Genomic DNA, 26,166 nt, shown 5'->3' with positions numbered 1-26,166 from the left:
GACAAGGCAGGTATATGTTATGGCGATTAGTAATTTTGTCAAGAGAATTCAAGATGTTATGCGAAATGACTCGGGTGTTAATGGAGATGCCCAGAGAATTGAGCAAATCGTTTGGATTCTTTTCTTGAAAATATATGATGCGAAGGAAGAAGCGTGGGAACTTTATGATGACAACTACAAGTCCATCATTCCAGAAGGTTTGAAGTGGAGAGATTGGGCTGTTGACCGAAAAGACGGGGATGCCCTTACAGGCGATGCTTTACTTGATTTTGTGAACAATAAATTATTTCCTACGCTTAAGAGTTTAGAAATTGATGAAGAAACACCGATGAGCCAAATCATTGTAAAAACTGCTTTTGAAGATGCTAACAACTATCAAAAGGATGGAGTATTACTTCGTCAAGTTATTAATATCATTGATGAAATTGACTTCACAGAATATAAAGAGCGCCATGAATTTGGTGCAATCTATGAATCGTTCCTTAAGGACTTACAGAGTGCAGGAAATGCCGGTGAATTTTACACGCCAAGAGCTGTTACCGACTTTATGGTAGAAGTGGTGAAACCGGTATTAGGAGAAAAGATTGCTGACTTTGCTTGTGGTACAGGTGGCTTTTTGACATCTGCTTTAGCTGCATTGGATAAACAAGTTGGTAACTCTCTTGAAAATAGAGAAATCTATAATAAGTCAGTGTATGGTATTGAAAAGAAAGCATTGCCGCATATGTTGAGTGTGACCAATATGCTTATTCATGATATAGATGATCCAAACATTCTTCATGGTAATGCATTAGAAACAGACTATAAAGAACTTCGAAAAATGGAGCCTTTTGATGTGATTTTAATGAATCCGCCTTATGGAGGAAGTGAAAAGGAGAGCGTCAAAGTCAACTTTCCAACAGAACTAAGAAGTTCTGAAACCGCTGATTTATTTATGAATGTAATCATGTATCGTTTGAAGAAAAATGGTCGAGCAGCGGTTATTATTCCGGATGGATTTCTGTTCGGAACGGATAATGCCAAATTCAATATTAAGAAGAAATTATTCAGTGAATTTAATGTTCACACAGTAATAAGGATGCCTCATAGCGTTTTTGCGCCTTATACATCTATTCGAACTAATATCTTGTTCTTTGATAACACCAAACCCACGGAGGAAACTTGGTTCTATCGTGTAGATATGCCGGAAGGATACAAGAACTTCTCAAAGACTAGACCGATGAAGCTAGAACACTTCAATGAAGCCCTAGCATGGTGGGAAAACCGAGAAGAGATTGAAGTTGACGGTTATCCAAAAGCGAAGAAATATACCATCAATGAAATTGTGGATCGAAGTTATAATATCGACCTTTGTGGTTTCCCTCATGAGGAAGAAGTAATTCTTGAACCTATGGACTTGATTCAAGAATATCAAGAAAAGCGAGCTTCTCTTAATGCTGAAATTGATCATGTGCTAGAACAGATTACTTCTATGCTTGGAGGTAATTAAATGAATGCACAGGACTTGAAGAATAGTATTCTTCAACTTGCCATACAGGGGAAACTTGTAGAACAGCGGGAAGAGGAAGGTACTGCGAAGGAATTATTAGAAAAGATAGAAGCTGAAAAGAAGCAGCTGATTAAGGAAGGTAAAATAAAAAAACAGAAGGCTTTACCGGAAATCAAGGAAGATGAGATTCCATTTGATATTCCAGAGAGTTGGGAATGGGTGAGGTTAGGTGATGCTTTTGAAATTATAATGGGGCAGTCTCCAAAGGGAACAAGCGTATTTGAGGGAGATGGAGGTATTGAGTTTCATCAAGGTAAAGTATACTTTGGAAGTGATTATCTGGAATATTCAAATCAATCAACTAATAAACCCACAAAGATTGTTGAACCAAATACAGTTTTATTATGCGTAAGAGCACCTGTAGGCATTTTAAATATAACTGAGAGACAAATATGTATTGGAAGAGGATTGTGCGGAATAAATACGTTTTCAGGGATGGAATCGAAATTTCTTATGAACTCATTAAGAGCATTCAAGTATGATTTCATAAGAAAAGCTACTGGTACCACTTTTGTTGCCATCACTGGTGAAGTTGTTAAAAACCAATTAATCCCCCTCCCCCCACTAGCAGAACAAAAGCGCATCGTAGCAAAGATTGAAGAGCTGATGCCTTATGTAGATAAATACGATGTTGCCTATTCTGAAGTGGAGGAACTGAATAAAAAGTTCCCGGAGGATATGCAAAAATCTATTTTGCAATATGCCATCCAAGGTAAGCTGGTAGAGCAGCGAGAAAAAGAGGGTACTGCTGAAGAACTGTATCAGCAGATTCAAGAAGAAAAGAAAAAGCTGATTGAGGAAGGTAAGATTAAAAAGACAAAGGCACTTCCAGAAATCACTGAAGATGAGATACCATTTGATATACCAGAGAGTTGGAAATGGGTGAGGTTACAAGATATTACTATTTTTGAGAATGGAGATAGAAGTAGCAAGTATCCCAAGGAATCGGATTATGTAACTAATGGAATTCCTTTTTTTGGAGCAAAAGATATGGGAGAAGAATATATGAAGTTTGATGATGTACGCTTCATATCTAAGGATAAATTTAAAGAATTAGGAAACGGTAAATTACAAGATGGAGATGTAGTTTGCTTATTAAGAGGTTCAGTAGGTAAAATGGCTAGATTTCAATCAAATGAAAGATATAATACAGGTTTTATTTGTGCACAGATGCTTATTTTACGTTTCTTAAACAAAGAAGTAATTGATTATATAAGCTATGCAATTAAGTCTCCGATGTTTAAAACAGTATTAGAAAGCAAAATAACCGGTACTGCTGTAAGACAATTGCCAGCGGCAGAACTAGCTAAAGTAATTGTACCCTTACCACCACTTGAAGAACAAAAACGAATAGTATTAAAGGTTAAAGAAATGTTACCTTACTGCCAACAGTTAGTTAAGTAATACAAGCAATTAGGGAAGCAATTAATCTATCGCTCTAGGGGGAGTCAAATCTCTACAACTGTCAATATGGCGACCGCGCCCCAGCCACACGCGAAAAATCGCATAATTCGATAGGGGGGGTACCCCTAAACCGCCAAAATTAAGCCACATAGCCTTGTAAACCTTGATATTAAGGGGTTTGCGGGTTATGTGGCTATTTTTATTTCGTCCAAAAGTAGGGGTGGGCTACCAGATTCAGATGATGGGAATTTCACTTAATTTACTTAAATACATTCCAACATGTGCAGGCTTTAAATAGGGTAACAAACGGGTAACATAATCATGTGAAAAGTCGTTATCTCTTGATAAAGATGTTACAGTACATCCCTTGTCAAAATGCTAGTATGACGCACTTTTTCAACTATCGTGGAATCAAGTGAAACATGTTACAAATCTACGGACATATGGGTGGCATGATGTAACACCCTTCGAAAACCCCTTGAAATATAGGGGTTTTTGTTTTGTCTATTTTTTGGTTAAGAGCGTTAAATGAATTGAAACTTTCACCGCTTTACATCCGTTAACTAAAGAGACAGTGATTTTTTTGGTTTTATCTAACATAAAGAGATGAGATGATTTTAAAAGAAAAGCGGTGATCATATGGGCTTTACGACTTGGGTGGCGATTATTGTTGCACTGGCTGTCGTGTTTGGATTGTTTGGATCGAAGAGGCGTGATAAATAAGAGGTTAAACCCACTTCCAGAGAGGAAGTGGGCTTTTTATTGCATATACAATATTCATGAGCTATACTAATTTTTAAAATTTATGTAAATACAATAAAAAAGAGGCGTGATAAATGAGAGAAATTTTGCGGGAGATCGGCGTGATTGCTCGCGCGCTTGATTCCATTAGTAATATTGAATTTAAAGAGTATGATTTAACGAAGGGGCAGTATTTGTATCTTGTGCGTATTTGTGAGGAGCCTGGCATCATTCAGGAAAAACTAGCGGAAATGATTAAGGTGGATCGAACTACGGCTGCTCGGGCTATTCAAAAATTAGAGCTGCATGAATTTATTGAGAAGAAACATGACTCAGCGAATAAAAAAATCAAGAAATTGTTTCCAACTGAGAAAGGGAAAGCCGTCTATCCAATTATCAAACGAGAACATGATCATTCAAATCGGGTAGCGCTGGATGGGTTTTCTGAAGAGGAAGCGGAACAGATTTATGAGTATCTTCTAAGGGTGCGAAAGAATATCGAAAAAGATTGGGAAGATGTGAAAAAAGGCAAAAAGAGAAGCTACTAATTAAATAAGGGGGGAAGGGAACATGCATATACCATCATTTTTTCAAGTGAAAGATATGGAGAAAATCAAATCATTTATTCAATCTCATTCATTTGCTACAGTTGTGACGACAACGAATGAAAAGCCCATTGCGACACATATTCCAGTGAGTTTTCATCAAATTGGCGATTCGTATGTGATCTCAGGGCATATGGCAATTGGAAATCCTCAGTGGAAAACGTTTGAAGAAAATGAGAAGGTGCTCGTCATTTTTCAAGGGCCGCATGCCTACATATCCTCTTCATGGTATGAGAAAGAAGCCGTACCGACGTGGAATTATCAAGCTGTACATGTATATGGAAAGGCTGCACTGCTCGAAAAATCAGAACTGGTCAAGGAATTAACAGCGATGCTGGAGACATATGAAAGTCATAGAGATCAGCCAGTGTTATGGGATACGTTGTCTGAGGAACTGTTAGAGAAACAAATGAAAGGGATTGTGGGCTTCAAAATCATCATTGATGAAGTTCAAGCTGCTTTTAAGTTAAGCCAAAATCGCCATGAAAGAGATTATGCTCGCATTATTGAACAGCTGGAAGCAGAGGGTGAAGTGGAAATGGCGGCTGCGATGAAAAAGAGAGAAGAGAATATATGAAAAGAGCACTCTGAAGAAAAAGAGTGCTTTTGTTGTTATCCTTTTATGTTTAAATATTCTTCAAGGGTTTTGCCGCTCTTTTTCACTTTTTTCGCATTTTTTGATCCGAGGTATCTGAGGTGCCATGGTTCATATTGATAGCCTGTCACTTTTTCTTTACCTTTCGGATAACGGATGATAAAACCAAATTCATGGGCATGTTTGGCCAGCCATTTCGCTTCTTTTGTATTGGCAAAAGAATCTTCAGCCCAATGTTTTGAATTGGCACCGCCGATATCAAAAGCAAGGCCGGTTTGATGTTCGGAATAGCCTGGTCTTGCGCTAAATCGATCTGCTTGTTTTTTGCCATGAGAGGCGACGTAATTGTTGTACAAGACACGCTGACGGTCGTATGAACGGAAGGTGCTAAAAGCGGTGAGTCGGATGTTTGCTTTTTTTGCTTTCGCGATCATAGCGTTTACTGCTTTTCTCGCTTGTTTGTTTTCTCCGGGATTGTATGAAGATGGGAGTCTATGTTTCTTATTCACAACCAATATCCCTTTTACATACGTACCTGGCGTTTTAGTGGAAGGAGCAGCATATGAAGCTGGTGAGCTTTTGCCTGCTTTTTTGATATATTGAGAGCTGACGTAACCCGTCTTTCCTTTATACTTTGTTTGAATCCATGAACCATTCTTTTTAAGATAAGGAATCCTTTTCCCTTTTGGAATGGTCAATATCACTGAATATTTTGTTCCAGGTCCCTTGCGAAGATGAACATTCGCTGTTGTCACGTATTTCGGTGCGGCTGCTTTTGCGACTGGTGTCGCATGAGTCATGTGTAAAAAGGGCAGCTGGACAGGAAAGATTCCAAGCCCAAGTACGAGAACCACACTGACAATAATTCCTTTGATCCACGGGTGTTTCATCTTCATTTCTCTCATCCCTTTCAATCTACTAACATACATATATTGAGATAGATTGAAATAAAGTGCAATGGTTTTTTTATGTCAATTGAGATTGAATCATATCATTTGGTTCTTTTTTTGTTTAAAATTACATAAAAAAATCCACTATTTCCATAAAAAATCAGATGAATTCCTTATAATAAAAGTATCTGAGAACGGGGAGTGAGTCGAGATGGACCAAAACGTGCTGCAAATGGATCAAGACAGATCAGAGAATGAATTCGCGGTTCTTAATATATCTTCTAAAGAGATTGGTGCTCTATCAAAGGGAGCAGCGGAGCAGATTTTACAAACGGGAGATACGGACCGTATTCATCAGCTGATGTACGTTTCGATTGAAAAGAAAGAAGATTTGAATTGGCTGATCCAATGTGTTGGGGAGGCGCTAAAGAATGAAGTTGGTGATGACGTTGCACTAGAAGTAGCTGATTTGCTCTATTTCTTTGTCATTCCGTATTATGGGAAGTATATGTTGAAAGATCGTCATTTGTATGAGTATATCGATCATTTGCTGGTACGATTAGCATCTAGAACTCACTCGGATATTGACACACTGATTGATATCATAAGAGAAGATTTAAATGAAAATATACAATGAAAAAAGCTTGTAGAGCGACCCTCTACAAGCTTTTTTATATCAACTTTATTCAGCTGGAACTGTTTTGACAGGCTCTTTTCTAAACACACCCATGCATCCTGCGATGAGGATTAATACAGCTGGAAGGATAAAGAACATAGAAATAGAAATAATACCACCAACAGCAGATACTAATAATAAAATCCCGCCAAGCTTTGCTTTTTTCTTCACGATAACAGATGCCACAATCGCAAGAATAGAGAAAAGCATTGCTGCCCAGCCTAATCCTGTGATTTGACTCGTACCTGATTCACTAAATGCGGCATCGAGTCCTCCAAAGGCAATGGCAAACATTGCACCAAAAAACCCAAAAATACCTCCAATTAAGCCTAAAACAAATTCCGTTGTTCTTTTCATAATACTTTCCTCCGATATGTAAATAAGAATTATTGGTACTTAAGAACCAACACAATCTTACTCATCGGCATTCTTTTCACAATGTTAATAGTTTTGTTAAAAAAAACAAGAAAATCCATAAAGGATTTTCTTGTCCAATTACTGGGCTCTCTCCCAGGTAATCTTTGTTTCAGTTGTTGTTTTCTTTCCTTTTGCCAGTACTTTTCCGTTTTCCTGTTTCACGGTAATGTTTAGGTCATAAAAGGAGTAGAGGGCGCCGAGGCTGTCATTTTCCGGTTTATGCAGGTTGTTTTCCTTTTCAGTGGATGCACCAATAGCTAGTGTTTTGGCAAAGTTCAAACCAATGACTTCAGCGTAATCACTATTGGTCTCAGATGAAGCCGTCACGTTTAAGGAAATGACTTTTTTCTTTTGATCAACGGTGATCGCTGTGTCTTTTACGAGCTTAGACTGCTCCATGACCTCTTTCGTTTCATTTTGAATGCGTTCATTAATCGTTGGAAGTGCCGTAGATTCTGTTTTTTCTTCTTTTGCCGTATTTGAGCAAGCTGCTAGGATAGAGAAGATTGCAACAAGACTCATGAAAACAAGTAGACTTTTTCTCACGTTCTTTCTCCTTTGTTCTTCAAAGTATGTATGCTTATGTTACCACGAATTGATGTTTTGATTAAAAGAGAAGTGTTGATAAGCTGTGAACAATCAAAAGCACCCAAAGTTGGGTGCTCGTGTTTTATTGTGCTGAAAGGGTTGTACTAAGTGGGATAGACGAAATGACCGTGAATTTTGGAGCCGGAGCACCAGATTCTAGATTTTTGCGTAAAAGAGATGATTTGACGGTGCCGTCCCATTTTTTATAGACACTTCCAGATGTATTTGCGCGAAGCTGTACATTAGAGAAACTTGCTTGCGAGTAGCTGTTTGTTCCATTATCTTGTACGCCATGTACCATTTTGACGACATCGAAGTCTTTCAGACGACTAGGATTGAAAACAGGCTGCTTATAACGCAGTTTTCCGTTGACGTATAGTGACACTGTGCCATCACCATTGTTGATGAGCTTTAAGTTGACACGTGCACCATCTTTAATACTTGAATCGTATTCGCTGTTCCAATATTGACTGCCGCCTTGGGAGCCGGTGCCCAGGAATACCTTATAGCCAGAAGATGTTTTTGAAATCCCGCTTTCAACAACGGCAGAACCGAGACCAAGATACCAGTCAGCATAGCCATTTTTAATAGTGGCTGTTTTTGGCAGCACAATATCAGCCGAGATACCTGACCATTTGGCTTCATCCGTTTGTGTCACGATGGCGCCGTGACGAGGACCAGCCGCAGAGGCGGGAATACTTGAAAGCATCAAAACGAAGGTCAAACTTACACTCAAAACGATGAACCACTTTTTCATGGAAATTCCTCCTTATCTTTGATTCATTTCTATTATATAAAACGAAAGGGGAGGTCTACTTACGATGTTCTGGCTGTTTTTGGTGAAATTTATGAACAAAATCGGTCATTAAGTGGTCAACTTGTATTCGAATTGTAATGTGACTGTAAAATAACTGGGTGCATCTTCATGTATAATAGGGTCAGAAACCAAATACGGAGGATTTTTTAATGAATAAAAAGCTTATCGCGACAATCGTAACAGTAGCTAGTTTATTTTTAGCGTTTAGTTTCTCACATGGAGCAAGTGCAAAAAAAGTAAGCGGCAATATTACATGGTATAATGGTGTCGGTAAAAAAGGCGCAGATGGAAAAAAACTCGGTCATTGGGATGCAGCAACGAAAATGGGATTTGACGTACCGAAAAAAGGTACAAAACTAAGAGTGACAACAAAAGCGAAACCACATAAAGTGATTACAGTATATAAATATGATGTAGGTAGAATGCCAAACGCAGTATTAGACGTAAGTCCGAAAGCATTCAAAGCACTTGGGTATAAAACAAGTAAAGGTGTCGTCAAAGGGCATTACACTTATTAATACATAGGCATGCAAAGAAGCGGGAAAAGTTCATTTTCTGGCTTCTTTTCTTGTGGAGAGGGTCTGAAAATCAATGAAAAAATCAACATGGTGGATCGTCACAGTGATTGGAGTCGCAGCAATTGCGGCCGTCATCTTCTTCATGATGAAGCCGGGGCAAGAGGCAAAACATGCAGGAAAAGTGAAAACAAATCAAGATGCAAAAGACGAATTGCTTGTTTCATTTACGGATCAAAAGTTAAACAATACTTATTACTTGCATGACAAGGCGCTTCATACAGAGAAACTGACAGCATATCCTTCAATTGCTTATGATCAGGCAAAACAGCTTTTATACTACACGTATACAGATGAAGACACACAAAAAGTAAGTATACGGGAATTGAATGTGAAAACGGATAAAGAAAAAACGCTCTTTACGAGTGACGATTCAATCGACAGTATGAGACTTTCTGGTGACGGAAAACAGTTATATTTAAGGTATAACAAGGATTCAGGTGAGCAATTTTATGTAGCGTCTTTTGATTTGAAAACACAGAAAGTGAAAGTGTTATATCCAGAAAAAAGTGATGATGATACGGTGAGTTCTTTTGCTTATGATCCAGCATCAAATCTGTTGGTCATTCAGCATTATTCGTTAAAAGAGGATTATAAAAAGACGGATGAGGCAAATGAAAAAGGAATGGATCCTGAACCAACGACCATGAAGATTACCCTACAAACAGGTGAGAAGGGAAAGCGAATTGCACGTATTTCTCAAACCATCAATGATATTTCTTTTTCACCAGATCATAAAAAACTCATTTATACAGAAGTGAAGGTTCGAAATGAAAAAGAAGTATCATCTATTAAGGTGATGGATGTAGATACAGGAAAAACGAAGACACTTGTTAAAAACAGTCAGGATGTACGTATTTTAAGTGCTGCCCAGCCGCAATTTTCTGCGGATGGTACATCTGTTTATTTCTTAGGTGTTGCAAAGAACGCAAAGGAATTAAAGGATGACACAGGACGAAAGGCGAAGGTCAGAACCATTTTTGAATATGATATTAAGAAGAAAACAGTAGAAACCGCTTGGGAGAAAGAAGGCGGGATTGTTAACAATTTCACTGTCAATCGGTAAAAGGTGCGCGTTCAGTTATTTCATATAACTGGACGTTTTTTTATTTTGTCATGGGATGTGTTGGTGAAAAATGCGGATTTGTGAAATCAACATCACTTTTTAAGCAAGGAAATGAGTGGTATTTTGATATTTTGCTACTGTGACAGAATCAGCGTAAGAGAGTAAAGTAAGTGGAAATAAAAAAACGAGAGGACAGAAGACTTCTCGTTTTCTCTTATTTATTGTTTTCATCTAGTAAGTTTTGAAAAATAAACAAGGCATTAATGGAATGAGGGAATCCTGCAACCTTTGTACAGTGTTTAATGATCTCCATAATCTCTATAACAGAGAGCCCGATATGTAATGCTTGTACAAAATGAGCTTTTAACTCTTCATCACAATCACCTTTTGCAATGAGAGCCGATAATGTGCTGATGGCCTTCTGTTTTTCATCTAATATGAAGTGATTGAATTCTTTTTGTTCACCGAGTTCAATTGTTAGTTGTTCAATGTTTGATCGAATGCTCTCGTTTTCATGAATTGAAAGCTTCTCCCTGTTACCTGCCACTGTTTCTTGCTTGAACTGGCAAGTCTCTTTTTCTTCATTCAAATTGAACTCCTCCGTTTTTTATGACGATTTTCTATTTGTTCGTGCTTGGTTTCTTAAGTGCCTTTTGATAGAGGTAATGGGTATATAGTAGTATTATCGGTTTACTTCGTCAACTTTTTAAGTGTGGAATGTTCAAAAAAATGCCATTCATGCGATACATTGTTCGTTTTTTCTCATGGAGATTGAAAAGAAAATAGAGGGCTAATATATAGAAGCTGTTAGCCCTTTTCATATTACGCAATTAACAGAGAGGAGGTTTCATATTTACTAAATGATATCCATCGGCCGCATCATGTCATAATCCTCGTGTTCTAAAATGTGACAATGCCACACATATCGTCCGCTATATGGGACAAACCGAGCGATGATGCGAATGACTTCACCGGCATGCGCCTGAATTGTATCCTTGTAGCCTTGTTCATGCAAAGGAGGCGCCTCATTTGGTCCTGTGTACACGATTTCACCTGTTGATTGATAGATGTCTGTATCGAATGGTCTTCTATCAATCACTCGAAATTGAACAAGATGTAAATGAATAGGGTGTGTACCTCTTGTTGGATTGACGATGTTCCACACCTCTACACTGCCAAGTCGAGGATTTTCTGTGACAGGATCATTCCAAAACTGGTTATCTAGTAATAAAATCGGGCGCCCATATTTATCTTGTGTGCCAGTAAGGGTCAGCGTTCGCTCGTTATCAGCTCGGCTCGGCCGGAGCGGTGGCAGTGGTTTGAAGATCGGACGTAATGTTTTAGCTGCTCTTCCTTTGAGCGGACGAGTGACTTTAAATTGCATAATGTTCGCATCTGTTTCTGGATTGACATCCTGACCGCAGCCTGCCGTATTTTTTAAAACAATCGTTTTGTTTTCATAAGCTGAGAAGTCGATGATGACATCAAAACGTTCAGCAGGTGCAATGCTAAAAGATTGGTGATGAACAGGTCTTGGCAAAAAGCCGCCATCAGATCCAATTTGTAAGATTGTGGCGTCGTTATCTAGATGAAGCTCGTAAGTTCTTGTATTGGAGGCGTTTAAGATACGAAAACGATATTTTCGCGGCTCTACTTCTAAATATGGCCATACTTTTCCATTGACTAAAATCGTTTCCCCGCAAAAAAATGGCACGATAGAGGGATCTGGAAGGTCACTATCTTCTGGTGTGTTATTTGGTCTACTTGGGTAAAACAGTGCGCCATCCTCCTGGAATGTCCGATCCATGATCATTAAAGGGATATCATATTCATCTTTCGGTAATTCGAGTGATTTTTCAAACGCATCTGAGATCAAATAAAAGCCAGCTAATCCGGCGTATACATTTAATCGTGTTAATGCCATGGCATGATCGTGATACCACAATGTGCATGCTTGCTGGTGATTAGGGTATTCGTAAACCTCTCGTTCAAAGAAGGGGCCGGTCGCTTCAAAGTCTCGCGAAAACCAAGCCTCCGGATAACCGTCACTGCTTGCAGGTGTCACGCCCCCATGCAAGTGAACGACTGTTTTGACTTCGGGTTCATCATGATGTCCAGCGTGAATGGTATGATCGACAGGCAGGAAGTGTTTCAGCGGCAATTTGTTCATCCATTTCACTTTGACCTTTTCATTTCGATTCGCTTTAATGGTTGGACCCGGCAAACTGCCATTATAGGTCCATAGCTTGGTTGGGGGCAGATCTCTATGAACTTTGAGGAACACCTCCTCCATAGCGATTTCATAATACGTTTGTCTTGGATTTTTTTTGACGGGCTCTGCGACTTCTGGAATTGGCAGCTCGTCAACAAACTTTTCTAGGTTCATGTTGACTAATCCTCACTTAAAATCAATTTGATACATTATAAGTGTGGACATCCAAATAGGTGAATAAAATAAAAAAAACCGCTTTTCAGCGGGAGAATTAAGGGTGTTTATTTTCAAGCGCTGCACTTGCAGGCACTTTTTTGTTCGGTTTAAAGATGAAGTAGGCGGCTAGTACACTGATGGTAATGATGCTTGTCAGTATGAGCTGAGGTCTCATTGATTCGATAAACAGCATAGAGGCCAAGATGGCGCAGATGACCAAAATGGTAAAGTACGTAAGGTATGGGAACAGCCACATTTTGATTTTGAGTTGTTCTGGATTTTCTTTTTCGATTTTACGACGCATTCTTAATTGTGAAACGGCAATGACCAAGTAGACAAGAAGTGCAATGGCACCAGAGGCATTGACTAGAAATAGAAAGATGGTTTCAGGGTAAAAATAGTTCATCATGACGGCAATATAGGAAAAGAAGGTACCTGCGACTGTCGCTGCTACAGGGACACCGCGTTTGCTGATTTTCATAAAACGTTTTGGTGCTTCGCCTCTTTCAGCTAATGAATAAAGCATTCTGGACGTTGTGTATAGGCCGGAGTTTAAACAAGAAAGAACGGCTGTTAAAACAATGACGTTCATGACTTGAGCGGCTGATGGGACACCGATGTATTCTAATACTGCAACGAACGGGCTTGTTAAAATATTCGCTGAATTCCATGGGAGTAACGTGACAACGACGGCGATCGACCCGACGTAGAACACAATAATACGCCATACAACTGAACGAGTAGCTGTTGTCACAGATTTGACAGGGTCTGCTGATTCACCTGCGGCAATTGCCACAATCTCGGTTCCCATGAAGGAAAAGATGACAACGACAATCCCGAGGAGCACAGAGCCGAATCCGTTTGGAAGGAAACCGCCATTCCCCGTTAAATTAGCAAGACCTGCAGTATGATGACCGCCAAAACCAAAGATAAATGCAAAACCAATGAGTAGGAAGAGAATAATGCTGACGACTTTAATCAATGAAAACCAATATTCAAATTCGCCAAAAGATTTAACAGAAAAGATATTTGTCAAAGTTAAGAGGATTGTGAGGATAAGACTTGTGAGCCAAACAGGTGCATCTCCATACCAATATTGAATAATGGCAGCACCGGCAATGGCTTCAATGGCGATGACGATGACCCAGAAGAACCAGTAAAGCCAGCCGATTGTAAACCCGGCCCACGGGCCGATGGCGTCGCTCGCATATTGTGAGAAAGAGCCGCTTGTCGGATAGGCACATGCCATTTCTCCAAGCATTCTCATAATAAAGATGACCAGAAGTCCGGCAAATGAATAGGAAAGAATCGATCCAGGCCCTGCAGAATGAATGACAGCACCACTACCAACAAATAGCCCTGCCCCAATGACCCCGGCAATGGAGATCATTGAAATATGTCTTGTCTTAAGGTTTTTTTGAAGACCGTTTGTCATGTTGGACATTTCTTTACCTCCAAACATTTCTCTTTTATTCGAGAGTTTGTTTTTAGAATATTTTAAATTTTATCATACTGAATTGTCATTCAGCATTGGACAGGTTATCAAACTGACATTTCAAACCTCTTAACATGATGTTAAAAAGTATAAAGGATTTGAGAGATTATGTTCCCTCATTTTCCTCTGCCCATTCTTAAAAATAGCATAAGAAGTAAGAAAGAAAAGTTGTGTTTTGAAATAAAACTATTCTGACAATTTTATAGTAGAGTGATTTTGTTCTTTTTCATTTTTCGGGGTGGTTTTGAAAAACGTTGATGGGAGTAGGTCTTGAGGTCAATTGACCTTATAAAAATAAGTTTGCTTAGGTCAACACATTTCTATGTATCCTATTTTGCTGATTCAAGCGAATCATGTTGCTGTAGACCCACACGGGCTTGGCTTTGTAAGATAAATATAGAAAAGTAATGTGTGAGGAGGCGCTGTTCGGTATGGAGCGCTACAACGAATTAAGACAAGGTGAAACAGGTGCTTGGGTCAGCATTATAGCCTATGTGATCTTATCTGCTGTCAAACTGATCATTGGGTATGTGTTTCATTCAGAAGCCCTTTCCGCAGATGGCTTGAATAATACGACAGATATCATTGCTTCGCTTGCCGTATTAATTGGGTTGCGTATTTCTCAGAAGCCACCTGATGAGGATCATCCATACGGTCATTTTAGAGCTGAAAATATTGCGTCACTTGTGGCTTCCTTTATTATGATGCTTGTCGGGCTTCAGGTTTTGCTGAGTGCAGGCCAGTCGCTTTTCTCATCAGAGCATCAAACGCCTGATATGATTGCAGCTTGGACGGCAGCAGGAAGTGCGGTTGTGATGTATGGCGTGTATATGTATAACCGTAAACTGTCTAAACGAATTAATAGCCAGGCGCTATATGCGGCAGCGGCTGATAATAAATCAGATGCTTATGTGAGTATCGGGACGTTTGTCGGAATTATCGCCTCTCAATTTCAGCTGGCGTGGGTTGATACGCTTGCTGCGTTTGTGATTGGCTTAATTATCTGTAAAACGGCGTGGGAGATTTTCAGAGATGCGTCTCATTCGTTAACGGACGGTTTTCATATAAAAGATATGTCTAAATATAAAGAGACGATTGAAGCGACACCAGGAGTGGGCGATTTGAAAGACATTAAAGCTCGTTATCTTGGAAGCACCGTCCATGTGGATGTGGTCGTTGAAGTAGAACCGCATTTAAACATCGCAGAAAGCCATGATATTGCAGATGAAATTGAACGCAGAATGAAGCAGGAACATGATATTCTACACTCTCATGTTCATATGGAACCAGCAAGTGAACCTAAAGAGGAGCAGAAGTCTTTTCCATCGTGAGAAGGCTTCTTTTTTCTACGTGTTGATGTTTCATGCAAATGCGCGTTGTATGGTAAAGTTAGACTATATGAAAATTGACGGAAACGTGATAGGAGGATCAGGATGGCATTTGATGAACCGATGCATTCAGATTTACAAAAAATCGTAGATAACATCAATAAAGTGATGGTGGGGAAAAAAGATATTGCGATATTAAGCCTTGTTGCGATTTTGGCGAAGGGGCATGTGCTATTAGAGGATGTGCCTGGCGTTGGGAAGACCATGATGGTTCGTGCTCTGGCAAAATCCATTGGGTGTGAGTTTAAGCGAATCCAATTTACGCCTGACCTTTTGCCTTCAGATGTAACAGGTGTGTCGATTTATAATAAAAAGACAAACGAGTTTGAATTTAGACAAGGACCGATTATGGGGCAGATTATTTTGGCTGATGAAATCAACCGAACCTCTCCTAAAACACAATCAGCCCTTCTTGAAGCGATGGAAGAAGGCAGTGTGACAGTGGACGGAGAAACGATGCCGCTGGCAGATCCTTTCTTTGTGATGGCAACGCAAAATCCAGTGGAGTATGAGGGAACCTATCCACTTCCAGAAGCGCAAATGGACCGCTTCTTATTTAAGCTGCAGATGGGGTATCCAACCATGTTGGAGGAGCTTGAGGTGCTGAATTTGCAGGAGAAACAATCGCCAATTGACACGCTTCAGGCAGTCATGACAAAAGATCATATCCATGCTTTGCAGCAAGCGGTTCAGACCGTACATGTGGATGCGTCGATTAAAGAATATATTGTCGAAATCGCCCAAGCGACGCGAAATCATTCGTCTGTCTATTTAGGCGTGAGCCCAAGGGGTTCAATTTCATTGATGAAAGCGGCTCAGGCGTATGCGCTGTTGAACAGGCGGGATTATGTGATTCCTGATGATGTACAGTATTTGGCGCCTTACACATTGCCGCATCGCATGATTTTGACATCAGAAGCAACATATGAAGGGAAGAAGGCGGAGACACTGTTGCGACAGATGATTGAGCATATTGGCGTACCAGTTCAAAAGTCGATGACTCAATGAAGTCACGTGACCGTTTCGCTTTTTCACTATGGTTACGGGTGTTTATGCTCTTTCTCCTCACGGCAGCAGCCTTTTGCTATGCCATGTTTCAGGGCGGCTTTGTGAGCTGGTTCCTTTTTTATGCATTTTCACCATATGCTTTGTATGCTTTGCTGTTTGCCCTTGTTCCACTTCGTGCAACAGCCAAAAGGACATTACAGCATACCCGGTTAAAGGCAGGGGAAGTGCTGTCTGTGGACCTTGAAATCAAGCGGACGAATCTATTTCCGTACGTGTACGTCATACTTGAGGATGAACCGCCGGATACCTTCCATTTACAGGAACAGATTGAAATGAAGCGAATGATCTTTCCATGGTTTCGGAAAACGTGGCGATTTTCGTATCAATTCAATGACATCATGCGGGGAGAGCATCAATTGACGGCGATTAGAATCAAAACGGGTGATATGTTTGGGTTTGTTGAAAAAGAAGTGATTCTTCCACTAGAGAAAAAATTGCTTGTGTATCCGAAAATGTTGGATATTCCGGTTGAATCTGCTGCATCGGTGAATGAAAATGGAGGCAAAGCGGTGCACTCTTGGTTAAATGAACCGACAAATGTGACGACAGGTGTGCGTGAATACCAGCAAGGAGACCGTTTCGCTTGGGTGGACTGGAAGACAACAGCTAGAAGAGGTCAGCTTATGACGAAGGAGTTTGAACAGAATCAGACAAAGGATCTGGTGGTGTTTGCTGATTTTACAGATGAAGCCGCTTTTGAAACGATTGTGTCTATGGCCGCATCGGTTTTGCAAACGGCTGTGAAAAAAGGGGTGCCGGTAGGCCTTGTCCCGCTTGGGGATCAGCACTTATTTCGAGTGGATCAAGGAGAGTGGCATTTACAGGACATGCTCTACTATTTAACGAAGGTGCAGTATCAGCCTTCTCGTGCACCTGATTATCAATCATTAACAGCGAGTGAGCACCAGCAGACAGGAAAGTATGTGGTGACAGGTCATCTGCAAGAAGAGCTTGCTGCCATTTTACTTGGGAATCGAAACAGAAAGAACATCACCGTTCTTTTAGTGAAGAGAGCCGTTGATCGATTGACGGCAAAAGAAAAACAGCTTGTGGACCGGCTTAAAGCTTCTGGGATACACACGACCCTTTTATTTGAGGACCGGCTGCACGAAAGAACTGTGAGGTGACAAACATTTATGCTGCATATGCATCAGCGGCAAAGTCGTTTTGAGTTGTTCATCTATTATGCTGTCGCATTTCTGCTGCTTTGGGAGTGGCTTCGTCCGCTTCAAGATTTTACAGAGACGAGTCATACGTCTTATTTCATCATTTTTATAGGGCTTACGTGTTTGTTTACGTTCTTTCGATTGAAGTGGTATGTGACGTTTCCTATTTGTGCTGGATTGATCTTGCTCGCATTATATTTGATTTTTTATCAATCAGAGCCAAGTTATCTGCCTGCGCTGTTTGCTGATATTCAAGATAATATTTCTTTGATGAGCATGGGCATGTGGAGTGACATGTATCCGTCTTTCCGCACATTGTTGTTTTATATTTTGCTTTGGCTACTTGTTTATTTACTTCATTATTGGGTTGTGTATCAGCAGCGTATCTTTTTCTTTTTACTGATGACGATTGTATATGTCACGATTCTTGATACGTTTACGCCTTATGATGCGACTTTTGCGATCGTTCGAATTATGGTATTTGGCTTTTGTTTGCTTGGCCTGCTCTATTTCGACAGGCTTCGTTCGGCTGAAGGTGTGCGGGTGTCACAGAAAGCGCGTCTCAATTGGTTCTTACCCATGCTGGCGCTTGTCCTTGTATCAGCATCACTCGGTGCTTCTTTGCCAAAATCTGATCCAAAATGGCCTGACCCTGTTCCGTTTTTTAAAGCGGTCACGAATCAAGATGGTTCCGCCGGGCAGAATAAGGTGGGATATAGTGCGGATGATTCGTCGCTTGGGGGACCGTTTAGTGAGGATCGTACACCGGTATTTAAATGGAGCGGAAAAGAGCCGTCTTATTTTCGTGTAGAAACAAAAAGTATTTACACGGGGAAAGGCTGGGAGGATGCTTCAAATGATACGAAACCTACTCGGTTAAAAGGGAATGAAGTGCCGAATCGGTGGTTTACCAATCGCGTGAAAACAGAGGAGCATGAAACGAGAGTCGATATGGAATCAAATTATCGATTTAATCATGCTGTTTATCCGATTGGTACGGTTATGCTGACGCCAATGGAAAACATTCCACTGCAAATGATGGGCAAAACGGAGAAAATTGTCCCGTCTACTCAAAACCCGCCCAAAAATTTAGGGAACTATCGAGTCAGCTTCTTATCACCTACATTTATCCTAGAGGACTTACAGCGAATCAAAGTGCCAACCAAGAAGCAAGTGAATCAGCAGGTCGGACGTGAATACTTGCAGCTCCCATCCTCGCTGCCAGAGCGTGTGAAAACATTGGCGAACAGCTTAACGGAAACGAAGGATAATATGTATGATAAAGCAAAAGCGATCGAGGATTATTTAGGATCTGCGAAGTTTTCATATGAAACCCAAAATGTCGCTGTGCCTGGGCGTAACGAAGACTATGTGGATCAGTTCTTATTTGACACAATGATTGGCTATTGTGATAACTTTTCAACCTCGATGATTGTCATGCTTCGCTCGATTGGAATTCCGGCGAGATGGGTGAAAGGGTACACGTCAGGTCAATTATATGAAACACAGATGGATGGAAACAATGTGTATGAAGTGACCAATAACAATGCCCATTCATGGGTAGAGGTGTATTTTCCAAACCGTGGTTGGGTGACTTTTGAACCGACAAAAGGGTTCACGAACCCAGAGACATTTACGAATGAAACCACGGCTAACAACGACCAAGCAGATGATCAAGAGGATGAAAAAGATCAGCCCGCATCTGATCAACAAGAAAACGAGCAGACACAGCAGCCGCAGCAACAAGAACCAGAACAGGCGGCAAAACAAGAGGAACAAGCTGCTAAAGCAAAGCCAAGTATGGTTCATGTTGGTTCAATCTTGGGTTACGCAGCAGGTGTGCTTGTCCTTCTTGGCTTCATAGGCTGGATGCTTTACCGGTTCAGAGCAAGGTGGCTGCCAATCTTTATTGTGAGAAAGGTAAAACGTCTGCCAGATGAGGAAGCTTTTTTCTACGCGTATGCTGCTCTATTAAAACAGCTAAGGCGCAGAGGGATCGAGAAAAAGCCAGGCATGACGCTAAGAGAATTTGCTTCTTTGATCGATGACAAGGAAGGGAATCATCACATGTCTGAACTAACGCAGTTCTATGAGCGGGCGCTCTACAGGCGAGAAGATGCGTCGGCGCTTTGGCGGCAGTCGGTGAAGTTATGGGAAAATTTAATAAACAGGAGATAGTCTTGACCACATACCTTCCTGTTGTTAGAATAGGTGAATATTAAAACCTTCTAAAATACATGAAATTGAAGCGTTCGGATGTGAGTCTGGGCGCTTCAAAAGCGTGATTTACACTGAGAGAGGTTTTCTCCTCTCATTTTTTCTGTGCGTTTATAAAAACTATATTGGACATAGAGGTGACACCATGACAAATTTAGTAAATGAAATGATTTTGGTTCTCGATTTCGGTAGTCAGTACAATCAGCTGATCACTCGCCGTATTCGTGAATTTGGTGTGTACAGTGAGCTTCATCCGCACACTTTAACTGCTGAAGAAATTAAAGAAATGGCCCCTAAAGGAATCATCCTTTCTGGTGGACCAAACAGTGTTTATGATGAAGGATCTTTCCGCTGTGATGAAAAGATTTTTGATCTAGGCATTCCGGTTCTAGGCATTTGCTACGGCATGCAGCTGATGACTCACTATTTAGGTGGGAAAGTAGAAGCGGCTAGCCAGCGTGAATATGGAAAAGCAGACATCCATATTAACGGAACACCAGCTTTATTCAAAGACCTTCCAACGGATCAAGTCGTTTGGATGAGCCATGGTGACCTCGTTGTTGAAGTACCAGATGGCTTTACAGTCGATGCAACAAGTGCACATTGTCCAAACTCAGCCATGAGCTTAGCTGAGAAGAATTTCTATGGCGTTCAGTTCCACCCAGAGGTTCGTCACTCTGAGTATGGAAATGACCTATTGAAAAACTTTGTCTTCGGCGTGTGTGATTGCGATGGCAAATGGTCAATGGAGAACTTTATTGAAATCGAAATGCAGAAAATCCGTGAACAAGTAGGCGACAAGCAAGTATTGTGCGCACTAAGCGGCGGTGTGGATTCATCTGTTGTAGCGGTATTGATTCACAAAGCAATTGGCGATCAGCTGACATGTATTTTCGTTGACCACGGCCTTCTTCGCAAAGGCGAAGCAGAAGGGGTTATGAAAACATTTAGCGAAGGTTTCAACATGAACGTGATTAAAGTAGATGCAAAAGATCGTTTCTTAAACAAGCTAAAAGGTGTGTCTGATCCTGAGCAAAAACGTAAAATCATCGGTAACGAATTTATTTATGTATTCGATGACGAAGCGGACAAGCTAAAAGGAATCGACTACTTAGCACAAGGAACACTTTACACAGACATTATTGAGAGCGGAACAGCAACGGCACAAACAATCAAATCTCACCACAACGTAGGCGGTCTTCCAGAAGACATGCAGTTCGAATTGATTGAGCCACTCAATACGCTATTCAAGGATGAAGTCCGTGCCTTAGGTTCAGAGCTCGGCATTCCTGATGACATCGTCTGGAGACAGCCATTCCCAGGTCCGGGACTAGGTATCCGTGTATTAGGTGAAATTTCTGAAGAAAAACTAGAAATCGTCCGTGAATCTGATGCGATTCTACGAGAAGAAATTGCCAACTTCGGCCTTGAGCGCGACATCTGGCAATACTTCACAGTCCTCCCAGACATCCGCAGCGTAGGTGTCATGGGTGACGCAAGAACATACGATTACACAATCGGTATCCGTGCTGTTACATCTATTGATGGTATGACGAGTGACTGGGCAAGAATCCCTTGGGATGTACTTGAAAAGATCTCGACTCGTATCGTGAATGAAGTGAAGCATATTAACCGTGTGGTGTATGATATTACGAGTAAGCCGCCTGCTACGATTGAGTGGGAATAAGACATATAAATAAGTTGGTTTGTAAAAGCCTATTTATTGACTTTTTATATACTGATAAAGGTTGAAAACAACCTTAAAATAAATAGTTCCCCACCAAAAAACCCCCCAAGAAATTCTTGGGAGGTTTTTTTATTGTTAAGGAAATAATATTCGTGAATTGTAAATCACACTATGAACTAAACTTAAATTCATTTTTAACTACAAAACGACCTTTAGTCGCTATACCTTTTTCTTCATAAGCTTTAAACAGTTCCTCTATTTCTTGTTCATGGTAAGTATAGTTACTTTTATTAGAGAGATTGGCAATTAAATTCATATCTGCAAATACCTTGGAAAGACGAGTCTGTGCTATTTCTCTAAACTTATCGTTTTTTTCATTATTAATTTTATCTGTTCTAAAAGTAAAAGTTTTTGTTAACACTTTTTTCTCTGCAGAAGCTTCAAAAAATGACCTTATCTCAATTCCTTTTTCTTCATAAGCTTCAAACATTTCATTTACTTCTTCAATGGTGTAATCATAATATCGCTTATTGGCTAAATTCTCTATTAATGACATTGTTGAAAATACTCTTGAAAGACGATTTTCTGCTATTCTTCTAAATTTATCATGTCTACTTTCCACTTCTAGCCCCCCTATCCTATATATTCTAACATTCACTAAGGTTGTTATACAAATAATTATTGTGTACACGTGTGTATAAGATATATTTAATTTTTTGAATTGATTTAATAACATTAAAATGTTATAGTATCAACTAACACTATATATGTTTTGTACACATGTGTTTTGTTATTTAATTAATGAAAATGGGGTGAGAGGGTGAATTCGGAGTTTGAAGATGTATTGGAGAAGCTTCTAAAGGGAGAGTATTCAGCAAGAACGATTCGCAAGATCCATGGTCAAGAAAGGAAGATTAGAGGAATAAAAAACATTCCTCATTATGACCTTGAAGAGACTGCAAGAAAAAAGTTAGAGGAGATATTCAACGCAGGTAAAGTCTTCGGTAAGTATGCAAGAGAGACCTTATGTGCTTTACAGTACTGTTCAAATCATCATCATTATTTAACAGATTCCTTATTGATAGACGATATTGTTGATCATAAGAGAATTGTTTTTAACAACTATCTCATCGAGTATAGGTAATCAAAAAAGGGGGTAGCTAACTAGTTACTCTCTATTAACTAGGGAAATAAGGAGATTTTAATGAAAAATAAAATTAAAGTGATAAATAAATTCATCTTTGAAGTAGCTATAATTCTTCTACCTTTTGCGATTGTTTATTTGGTATTGGGGAATTGGCTGTCAGGTGTTACGGATTTTGGTAGAACTTATGTGTTTTCATCTGATGTAGCTAATCTTCGTGAAGTTTATGGGACAGGAGTAAAGTATGGCTGGATAGAGTTTGATACCTTTGGTCAAGGTTTTGGAAATTATAGTTTTGATGTTTCCCATGTATTTTGGGGCGGATTAATATCTGCAATTCTTCTAGTTTTAATTGGCAAGCTAATTCATGTGGGCCTTGTAAAATTATTAGTGAATCGAGTAAATATAAAAAATAGAACTTGAAAGGGCGTTAGTGATCCGTGAAGCTAGAGGCACTAAAGAATATCCTTAGTAGAAGGCAGAGTGAATGGCATCATGTTGTTTTTCCGCGCAGGAAAATGAATTTATTAAAATATCTCCTTGGAGTATTCATATTTGTGCTGACAGCTTTTTGTGGAATGGTGTCTAATGCTATTCCTCCACTAATAATTAATATTCCTGTTGTGTATCGCTCAATCAGTTTTAATGGTTTCGTTAATCTAATCATCATCATTTTTTGGGCGGTATCCATTTATAAAAGTATAAGGTTCTATTTTAAATTTGTTAAGAATCCTAAATCATGGATTGCAAACAATTTAGCTTATATGATTGATACTTTGAAATTATATGACGAAGACCACTTTGAATCTATTAAAAACGATAAAGTTGTTAGGGAAAAGCGTATTGTCAGAGTAATTCGCATTCAATATAGGGAAACAAGTAAGCATGTAGTCGTAAGGATTTTACGTGACGGTGATAGGTTTACCAAAGAAGCCACTAAACTTGGAGAGAATTTAGAAGCTGCTTTAGGCTTGGAGCTAGACTCTACCAATAAGACAGTGGATTATGCTGAATATGTATTTTTAAAGCATAAAGATGAACGTATAGATTTAAATTCTACTGTAACTAACGTAAATGATTCAGATGTAATCAAAATAACTGGCAACATATCTTATGAGCTTCATAAGGTTCCCCATTCTCTCATTGTAGGAGGTACTGGATCGGGCAAGTCATTCTTTATATTAGGTAAGATTGTTAATTATTTGAAGTTAACTCCGCAAGCTGATTTACGAATTATAGACCCTAAAAAAGCCGATTTGAGTCTGTTTAGATTTGTTACTGGATTTGAAAATAAAGTTGCAACAGATGCTAACCAAATATGTCGAATTCTTAGGGAAACTGTCGAATTGATGGATCGAAGATATACGGATTATTTTAATGATATATCAGCTTTCGGAAAAACGTATCGAGACTTCAATTTGCCTGTCGTTATTGTGATATTTGATGAATTTTCAGCTTTTATGCATTCAGTGGATAAGAAAATTGCTAAAGAAGCATTAGATTATGTATTTACTCTAGTAATGAAAGGTAGACAAGCAGGAGTAATGATCGAGATCCTTATGCAACGTCCATCGGCAGATGATCTACCTACAAATATAAGGGCACAAATGGGGTTTAAAGCTGGGTTAGGTGCTATGGATTCCATTGGCTATAATATGATATTTGATACGAAAAACGTTGAATATAAGACTGTCACAGAAAAAGGTGGAGGTTACATACAACTAGATGGCAAACACACTTCTCCAGTTTATTTTGAAACGCCGTATATAGACAAAGATTTTGATTTTATAGCAGAAATAGAAAAACTAATGATTCATAGAGCAAATTAAGTGTTTAATGCTTTTCTTGTCAAACAGCTACAGCCAACATTGACCGTCAATTTTTGTGAAGGTTTGAGGCGGTGGCAGAGCCAACCGAACGGAGTGGTCGAAAACGTTCAGAAAAAGTGATGGCCAGTTGAGCGATTTTTGCTCAACATGAATCGAAAAAAGGGTCGCACCAGTTGGGTAACACTGGTGAATCTCCCTCAACGAAAATGCTCGAAACCCTTGGTGCTCATAGGTTAGAGGGCTGTGTGAAATCCCGAGAGTTGGGGATTTAAAAAATGATAAAGAGGTGTCTGTAAAAATGGGAAAACTAATATTAAAATCGTCTAAATTACATTCGTTAAATGACTCGGAAAATGTGGATTTAGCTGATTTCCACTTTGATATTAAACAATTTAAGATTCCTACAGCCATGCTGATTCAGAAAGATGGCTTTACTACTCGAATTGAGAAAGAAAAAAATCTAAATGGAGAGTTAGTTGAAACTGGAAAGTATTCTGTCACATTTAAAGTATATGATCGTCCATTTATCGAACTCGTCTTACAAAATGGCGGTACTGAAATTGGCTCCCCTATTACTGTAATAGTTGAAAAACAGGATAGCCTACCTATTTTAGATGATTATGAAGATGGTGAGTTCATTCCAATTTCCTTTTTGGGACTAAAAGTAAAGCCTAAAAAGGTTCAAAAGAAAGCATTTGTTGGGCAAGGTAAACCAATGATTGATACATGGCAGTATTCAGAGCTTAAAGTTGAAGCTGATAGTTATATCATTGGTGAAGCACATGAGCCTAAATCGAAGTAATCAGTGTCTTATTGATTACTTTCGTTGTTCAATTCCAAATAGTGAATTTTCAATCGTTGCTAATGAAATTTTAGGAATCCCTATCTCTGAATTTTCTTCAGAGATTAAGGGGTCGCCTTATCCAACATACGATAGGTGCATTAGCTTTGCGAATATAAAACTCCACTCTTCAGGAAATCATGGAAGCATTCTTGTAGATATGTCAGGACAAGCTTGTCGACAGTATGAGGAATACATGTCAAGAATTGATGGATGGCATTGGTACAAATTTGTATCATTTATTTTAGGAATACAAGGGAAGGTATCAAGGATAGATTTGGCATTAGATATATTCGATAATGCTTCTCCATCTGTAAAAACGCTACAGGATTATGTGAAACGAGGGCAGTTGAGTACAAAAAGCCATAAATATGTTGAAATAAATAGTGGAAGGATTCTTGATGGAAAACTAACAGGGTTTACGTTGTACGTAGGATCATCTCCTCAAATTTTACGAATTTATGATAAGAAACAAGAAAGACGAGATAATGCAGATGAAGTTGTGAACATTGGAAAATGGGTTAGATGGGAACTTGAGTTGACAGGAAACAAAGCAATGTTAGTTGCTCTTCAAATCTCAAATGGGAAACCATTGAACGCTATAGTTAAAGGTGTTCTATCAGCACATTATTGTTTCAAGAGACAACCTAAGAATGTTAGTGAGTTACATAACAAAAATAGGCTTCCTACAATGAAATGGTGGGGAAAGTTTATAGAAGGTATTGAAGAAATACCTTTGAAAGTACAGCGTGAAAAGTTGACTTTAAAGAAAAAGAAAAAATGGGTTGAGCATTCAACTGTAAAGTCAATAAGTATGGTCTATGAATCATTTAGGCGAGTATACGGTGAAAAATATGCTGAGGAATATTTGAAAGAGTTAGTACACATAGGGAAAGAAAAAATCACTGAGTCTGATCAATCATTAATCGAGCAACGTGTTTTAGAACTTGTAAGCGAAGATGAATATTAGTGTGGAAAGG

25 protein-coding genes are annotated in these 26,166 nt (G+C 39.4%); 17 read left to right on the top strand and 8 right to left on the bottom strand.

What is annotated here, in order from left to right; all coding sequences use genetic code 11:
• Positions 1–19: 19 nt before the first annotated feature.
• From EBQ12_RS16285 to EBQ12_RS16270, 4 genes are all read left to right on the top strand, one after another.
• A complete protein-coding gene (locus tag EBQ12_RS16285; protein WP_125590707.1) occupies positions 20–1,489 on the top strand; it encodes a class I SAM-dependent DNA methyltransferase in 1,470 nt (489 codons plus the stop codon).
• Complete coding sequence (locus EBQ12_RS16280) at positions 1,490–2,953, top strand: restriction endonuclease subunit S (protein WP_125590705.1); 1,464 nt, start codon at positions 1,490–1,492, stop codon at positions 2,951–2,953.
• A gap of 836 nt (positions 2,954–3,789) precedes the next feature.
• Positions 3,790–4,242, top strand: a complete 453-nt coding sequence (locus EBQ12_RS16275) for a MarR family winged helix-turn-helix transcriptional regulator (protein WP_125590703.1) — start codon at positions 3,790–3,792, stop codon at positions 4,240–4,242.
• A gap of 22 nt (positions 4,243–4,264) precedes the next feature.
• On the top strand, positions 4,265–4,876 hold the full coding sequence (locus EBQ12_RS16270) for an FMN-binding negative transcriptional regulator (RefSeq protein ID WP_081114873.1): 612 nt from the start codon (positions 4,265–4,267) through the stop codon (positions 4,874–4,876).
• A 35-nt stretch (positions 4,877–4,911) separates the two neighbouring features.
• Here the strand turns inward: EBQ12_RS16270 and EBQ12_RS16265 are convergent, their stop codons facing one another.
• Entirely contained in the window at positions 4,912–5,790 is an 879-nt protein-coding gene (locus EBQ12_RS16265) for a D-alanyl-D-alanine carboxypeptidase family protein (RefSeq protein ID WP_019743784.1), read from the bottom strand.
• 205 nt (positions 5,791–5,995) lie between these two features.
• On the opposite strand from EBQ12_RS16265, the gene EBQ12_RS16260 reads away from it, so the two are divergent.
• On the top strand, positions 5,996–6,421 hold the full coding sequence (locus tag EBQ12_RS16260) for a hypothetical protein (RefSeq protein WP_048002790.1): 426 nt from the start codon (positions 5,996–5,998) through the stop codon (positions 6,419–6,421).
• Between the two features lie 45 nt (positions 6,422–6,466).
• Here EBQ12_RS16260 and EBQ12_RS16255 read toward each other — a convergent pair whose 3' ends face one another.
• From EBQ12_RS16255 to EBQ12_RS16245, 3 genes are all read right to left on the bottom strand, one after another.
• Positions 6,467–6,817 carry a DUF4064 domain-containing protein gene (locus EBQ12_RS16255; protein ID WP_008344359.1) on the bottom strand — a complete coding sequence of 117 codons (351 nt, stop codon included), beginning with the start codon at positions 6,815–6,817 and terminating at the stop codon, positions 6,467–6,469.
• Positions 6,818–6,955: 138 nt separating this feature from the next.
• On the bottom strand, positions 6,956–7,423 hold the full coding sequence (locus EBQ12_RS16250; protein WP_025206834.1) for a hypothetical protein: 468 nt from the start codon (positions 7,421–7,423) through the stop codon (positions 6,956–6,958).
• A gap of 124 nt (positions 7,424–7,547) precedes the next feature.
• Positions 7,548–8,222: a hypothetical protein gene (locus EBQ12_RS16245; RefSeq protein WP_125590701.1), complete on the bottom strand. Its 675-nt coding sequence runs from the start codon at positions 8,220–8,222 to the stop codon at positions 7,548–7,550.
• A 209-nt stretch (positions 8,223–8,431) separates the two neighbouring features.
• Between EBQ12_RS16245 and EBQ12_RS16240 the strand changes: the two genes are divergently transcribed.
• Complete coding sequence (locus EBQ12_RS16240; protein WP_003213878.1) at positions 8,432–8,800, top strand: RlpA-like double-psi beta-barrel domain-containing protein; 369 nt, start codon at positions 8,432–8,434, stop codon at positions 8,798–8,800.
• Positions 8,801–8,873: 73 nt separating this feature from the next.
• Complete coding sequence (locus EBQ12_RS16235; RefSeq protein WP_035391488.1) at positions 8,874–9,923, top strand: TolB family protein; 1,050 nt, start codon at positions 8,874–8,876, stop codon at positions 9,921–9,923.
• A gap of 214 nt (positions 9,924–10,137) precedes the next feature.
• On the opposite strand, the gene EBQ12_RS16230 is transcribed toward EBQ12_RS16235, so the two are convergent.
• From EBQ12_RS16230 to gabP, 3 genes are all read right to left on the bottom strand, one after another.
• Positions 10,138–10,512: a carboxymuconolactone decarboxylase family protein gene (locus tag EBQ12_RS16230; protein WP_057078383.1), complete on the bottom strand. Its 375-nt coding sequence runs from the start codon at positions 10,510–10,512 to the stop codon at positions 10,138–10,140.
• A 267-nt stretch (positions 10,513–10,779) separates the two neighbouring features.
• Positions 10,780–12,309: a multicopper oxidase family protein gene (locus tag EBQ12_RS16225; protein ID WP_017359847.1), complete on the bottom strand. Its 1,530-nt coding sequence runs from the start codon at positions 12,307–12,309 to the stop codon at positions 10,780–10,782.
• 97 nt (positions 12,310–12,406) lie between these two features.
• Positions 12,407–13,795, bottom strand: a complete 1,389-nt coding sequence (gene gabP / locus EBQ12_RS16220; RefSeq protein WP_017359846.1) for a GABA permease — start codon at positions 13,793–13,795, stop codon at positions 12,407–12,409.
• A gap of 482 nt (positions 13,796–14,277) precedes the next feature.
• Here gabP and EBQ12_RS16215 point away from each other — a divergent pair, with 482 nt between their 5' ends.
• The 5 genes from EBQ12_RS16215 to guaA all read left to right on the top strand — a co-directional run bounded on the left by EBQ12_RS16215 (position 14,278) and on the right by guaA (position 21,372).
• Positions 14,278–15,177, top strand: coding sequence for a cation diffusion facilitator family transporter (locus EBQ12_RS16215; RefSeq protein ID WP_008344349.1), 900 nt, complete (start codon positions 14,278–14,280; stop codon positions 15,175–15,177).
• A 102-nt stretch (positions 15,178–15,279) separates the two neighbouring features.
• Positions 15,280–16,242: an AAA family ATPase gene (locus EBQ12_RS16210; protein ID WP_035391483.1), complete on the top strand. Its 963-nt coding sequence runs from the start codon at positions 15,280–15,282 to the stop codon at positions 16,240–16,242.
• Positions 16,239–17,429 (top strand): DUF58 domain-containing protein, encoded by a 1,191-nt coding sequence (locus EBQ12_RS16205; protein WP_125590699.1) that lies wholly within the window; start codon positions 16,239–16,241, stop codon positions 17,427–17,429. Before EBQ12_RS16210 ends, EBQ12_RS16205 begins: the two co-directional genes overlap by 4 nt.
• A gap of 9 nt (positions 17,430–17,438) precedes the next feature.
• A complete protein-coding gene (locus EBQ12_RS16200; RefSeq protein ID WP_164511661.1) occupies positions 17,439–19,646 on the top strand; it encodes a transglutaminase TgpA family protein in 2,208 nt (735 codons plus the stop codon).
• A 184-nt stretch (positions 19,647–19,830) separates the two neighbouring features.
• A complete protein-coding gene (gene guaA, locus EBQ12_RS16195; protein ID WP_125590697.1) occupies positions 19,831–21,372 on the top strand; it encodes a glutamine-hydrolyzing GMP synthase in 1,542 nt (513 codons plus the stop codon).
• 169 nt (positions 21,373–21,541) lie between these two features.
• Here guaA and EBQ12_RS16190 read toward each other — a convergent pair whose 3' ends face one another.
• The gene (locus tag EBQ12_RS16190) at positions 21,542–21,994 is read right to left on the bottom strand and encodes a hypothetical protein (RefSeq protein ID WP_116307536.1); all 453 of its coding nucleotides are present in this window, start codon (positions 21,992–21,994) and stop codon (positions 21,542–21,544) included.
• 198 nt (positions 21,995–22,192) lie between these two features.
• Between EBQ12_RS16190 and EBQ12_RS16185 the strand changes: the two genes are divergently transcribed.
• The 5 genes from EBQ12_RS16185 to EBQ12_RS16165 all read left to right on the top strand — a co-directional run bounded on the left by EBQ12_RS16185 (position 22,193) and on the right by EBQ12_RS16165 (position 26,156).
• Positions 22,193–22,516, top strand: a complete 324-nt coding sequence (locus tag EBQ12_RS16185) for a hypothetical protein (RefSeq protein WP_125590695.1) — start codon at positions 22,193–22,195, stop codon at positions 22,514–22,516.
• A 60-nt stretch (positions 22,517–22,576) separates the two neighbouring features.
• Positions 22,577–22,939, top strand: a complete 363-nt coding sequence (locus tag EBQ12_RS16180; RefSeq protein ID WP_125590693.1) for a hypothetical protein — start codon at positions 22,577–22,579, stop codon at positions 22,937–22,939.
• A gap of 134 nt (positions 22,940–23,073) precedes the next feature.
• On the top strand, positions 23,074–24,345 hold the full coding sequence (locus tag EBQ12_RS16175; protein WP_241215652.1) for an FtsK/SpoIIIE domain-containing protein: 1,272 nt from the start codon (positions 23,074–23,076) through the stop codon (positions 24,343–24,345).
• A 298-nt stretch (positions 24,346–24,643) separates the two neighbouring features.
• Entirely contained in the window at positions 24,644–25,147 is a 504-nt protein-coding gene (locus EBQ12_RS16170; protein WP_116307542.1) for a peptidase, read from the top strand.
• Complete coding sequence (locus tag EBQ12_RS16165) at positions 25,128–26,156, top strand: replication initiation factor domain-containing protein (protein ID WP_116307544.1); 1,029 nt, start codon at positions 25,128–25,130, stop codon at positions 26,154–26,156. Before EBQ12_RS16170 ends, EBQ12_RS16165 begins: the two co-directional genes overlap by 20 nt.
• Positions 26,157–26,166: the final 10 nt, after the last annotated feature.

The organism is Bacillus sp. 2B09, assembly GCF_003946835.1.
In the GTDB taxonomy this organism is placed as follows: domain Bacteria; phylum Bacillota; class Bacilli; order Bacillales; family Bacillaceae; genus Bacillus; species Bacillus altitudinis.
This window is presented reverse-complemented; position numbering and strand designations above follow the sequence as displayed.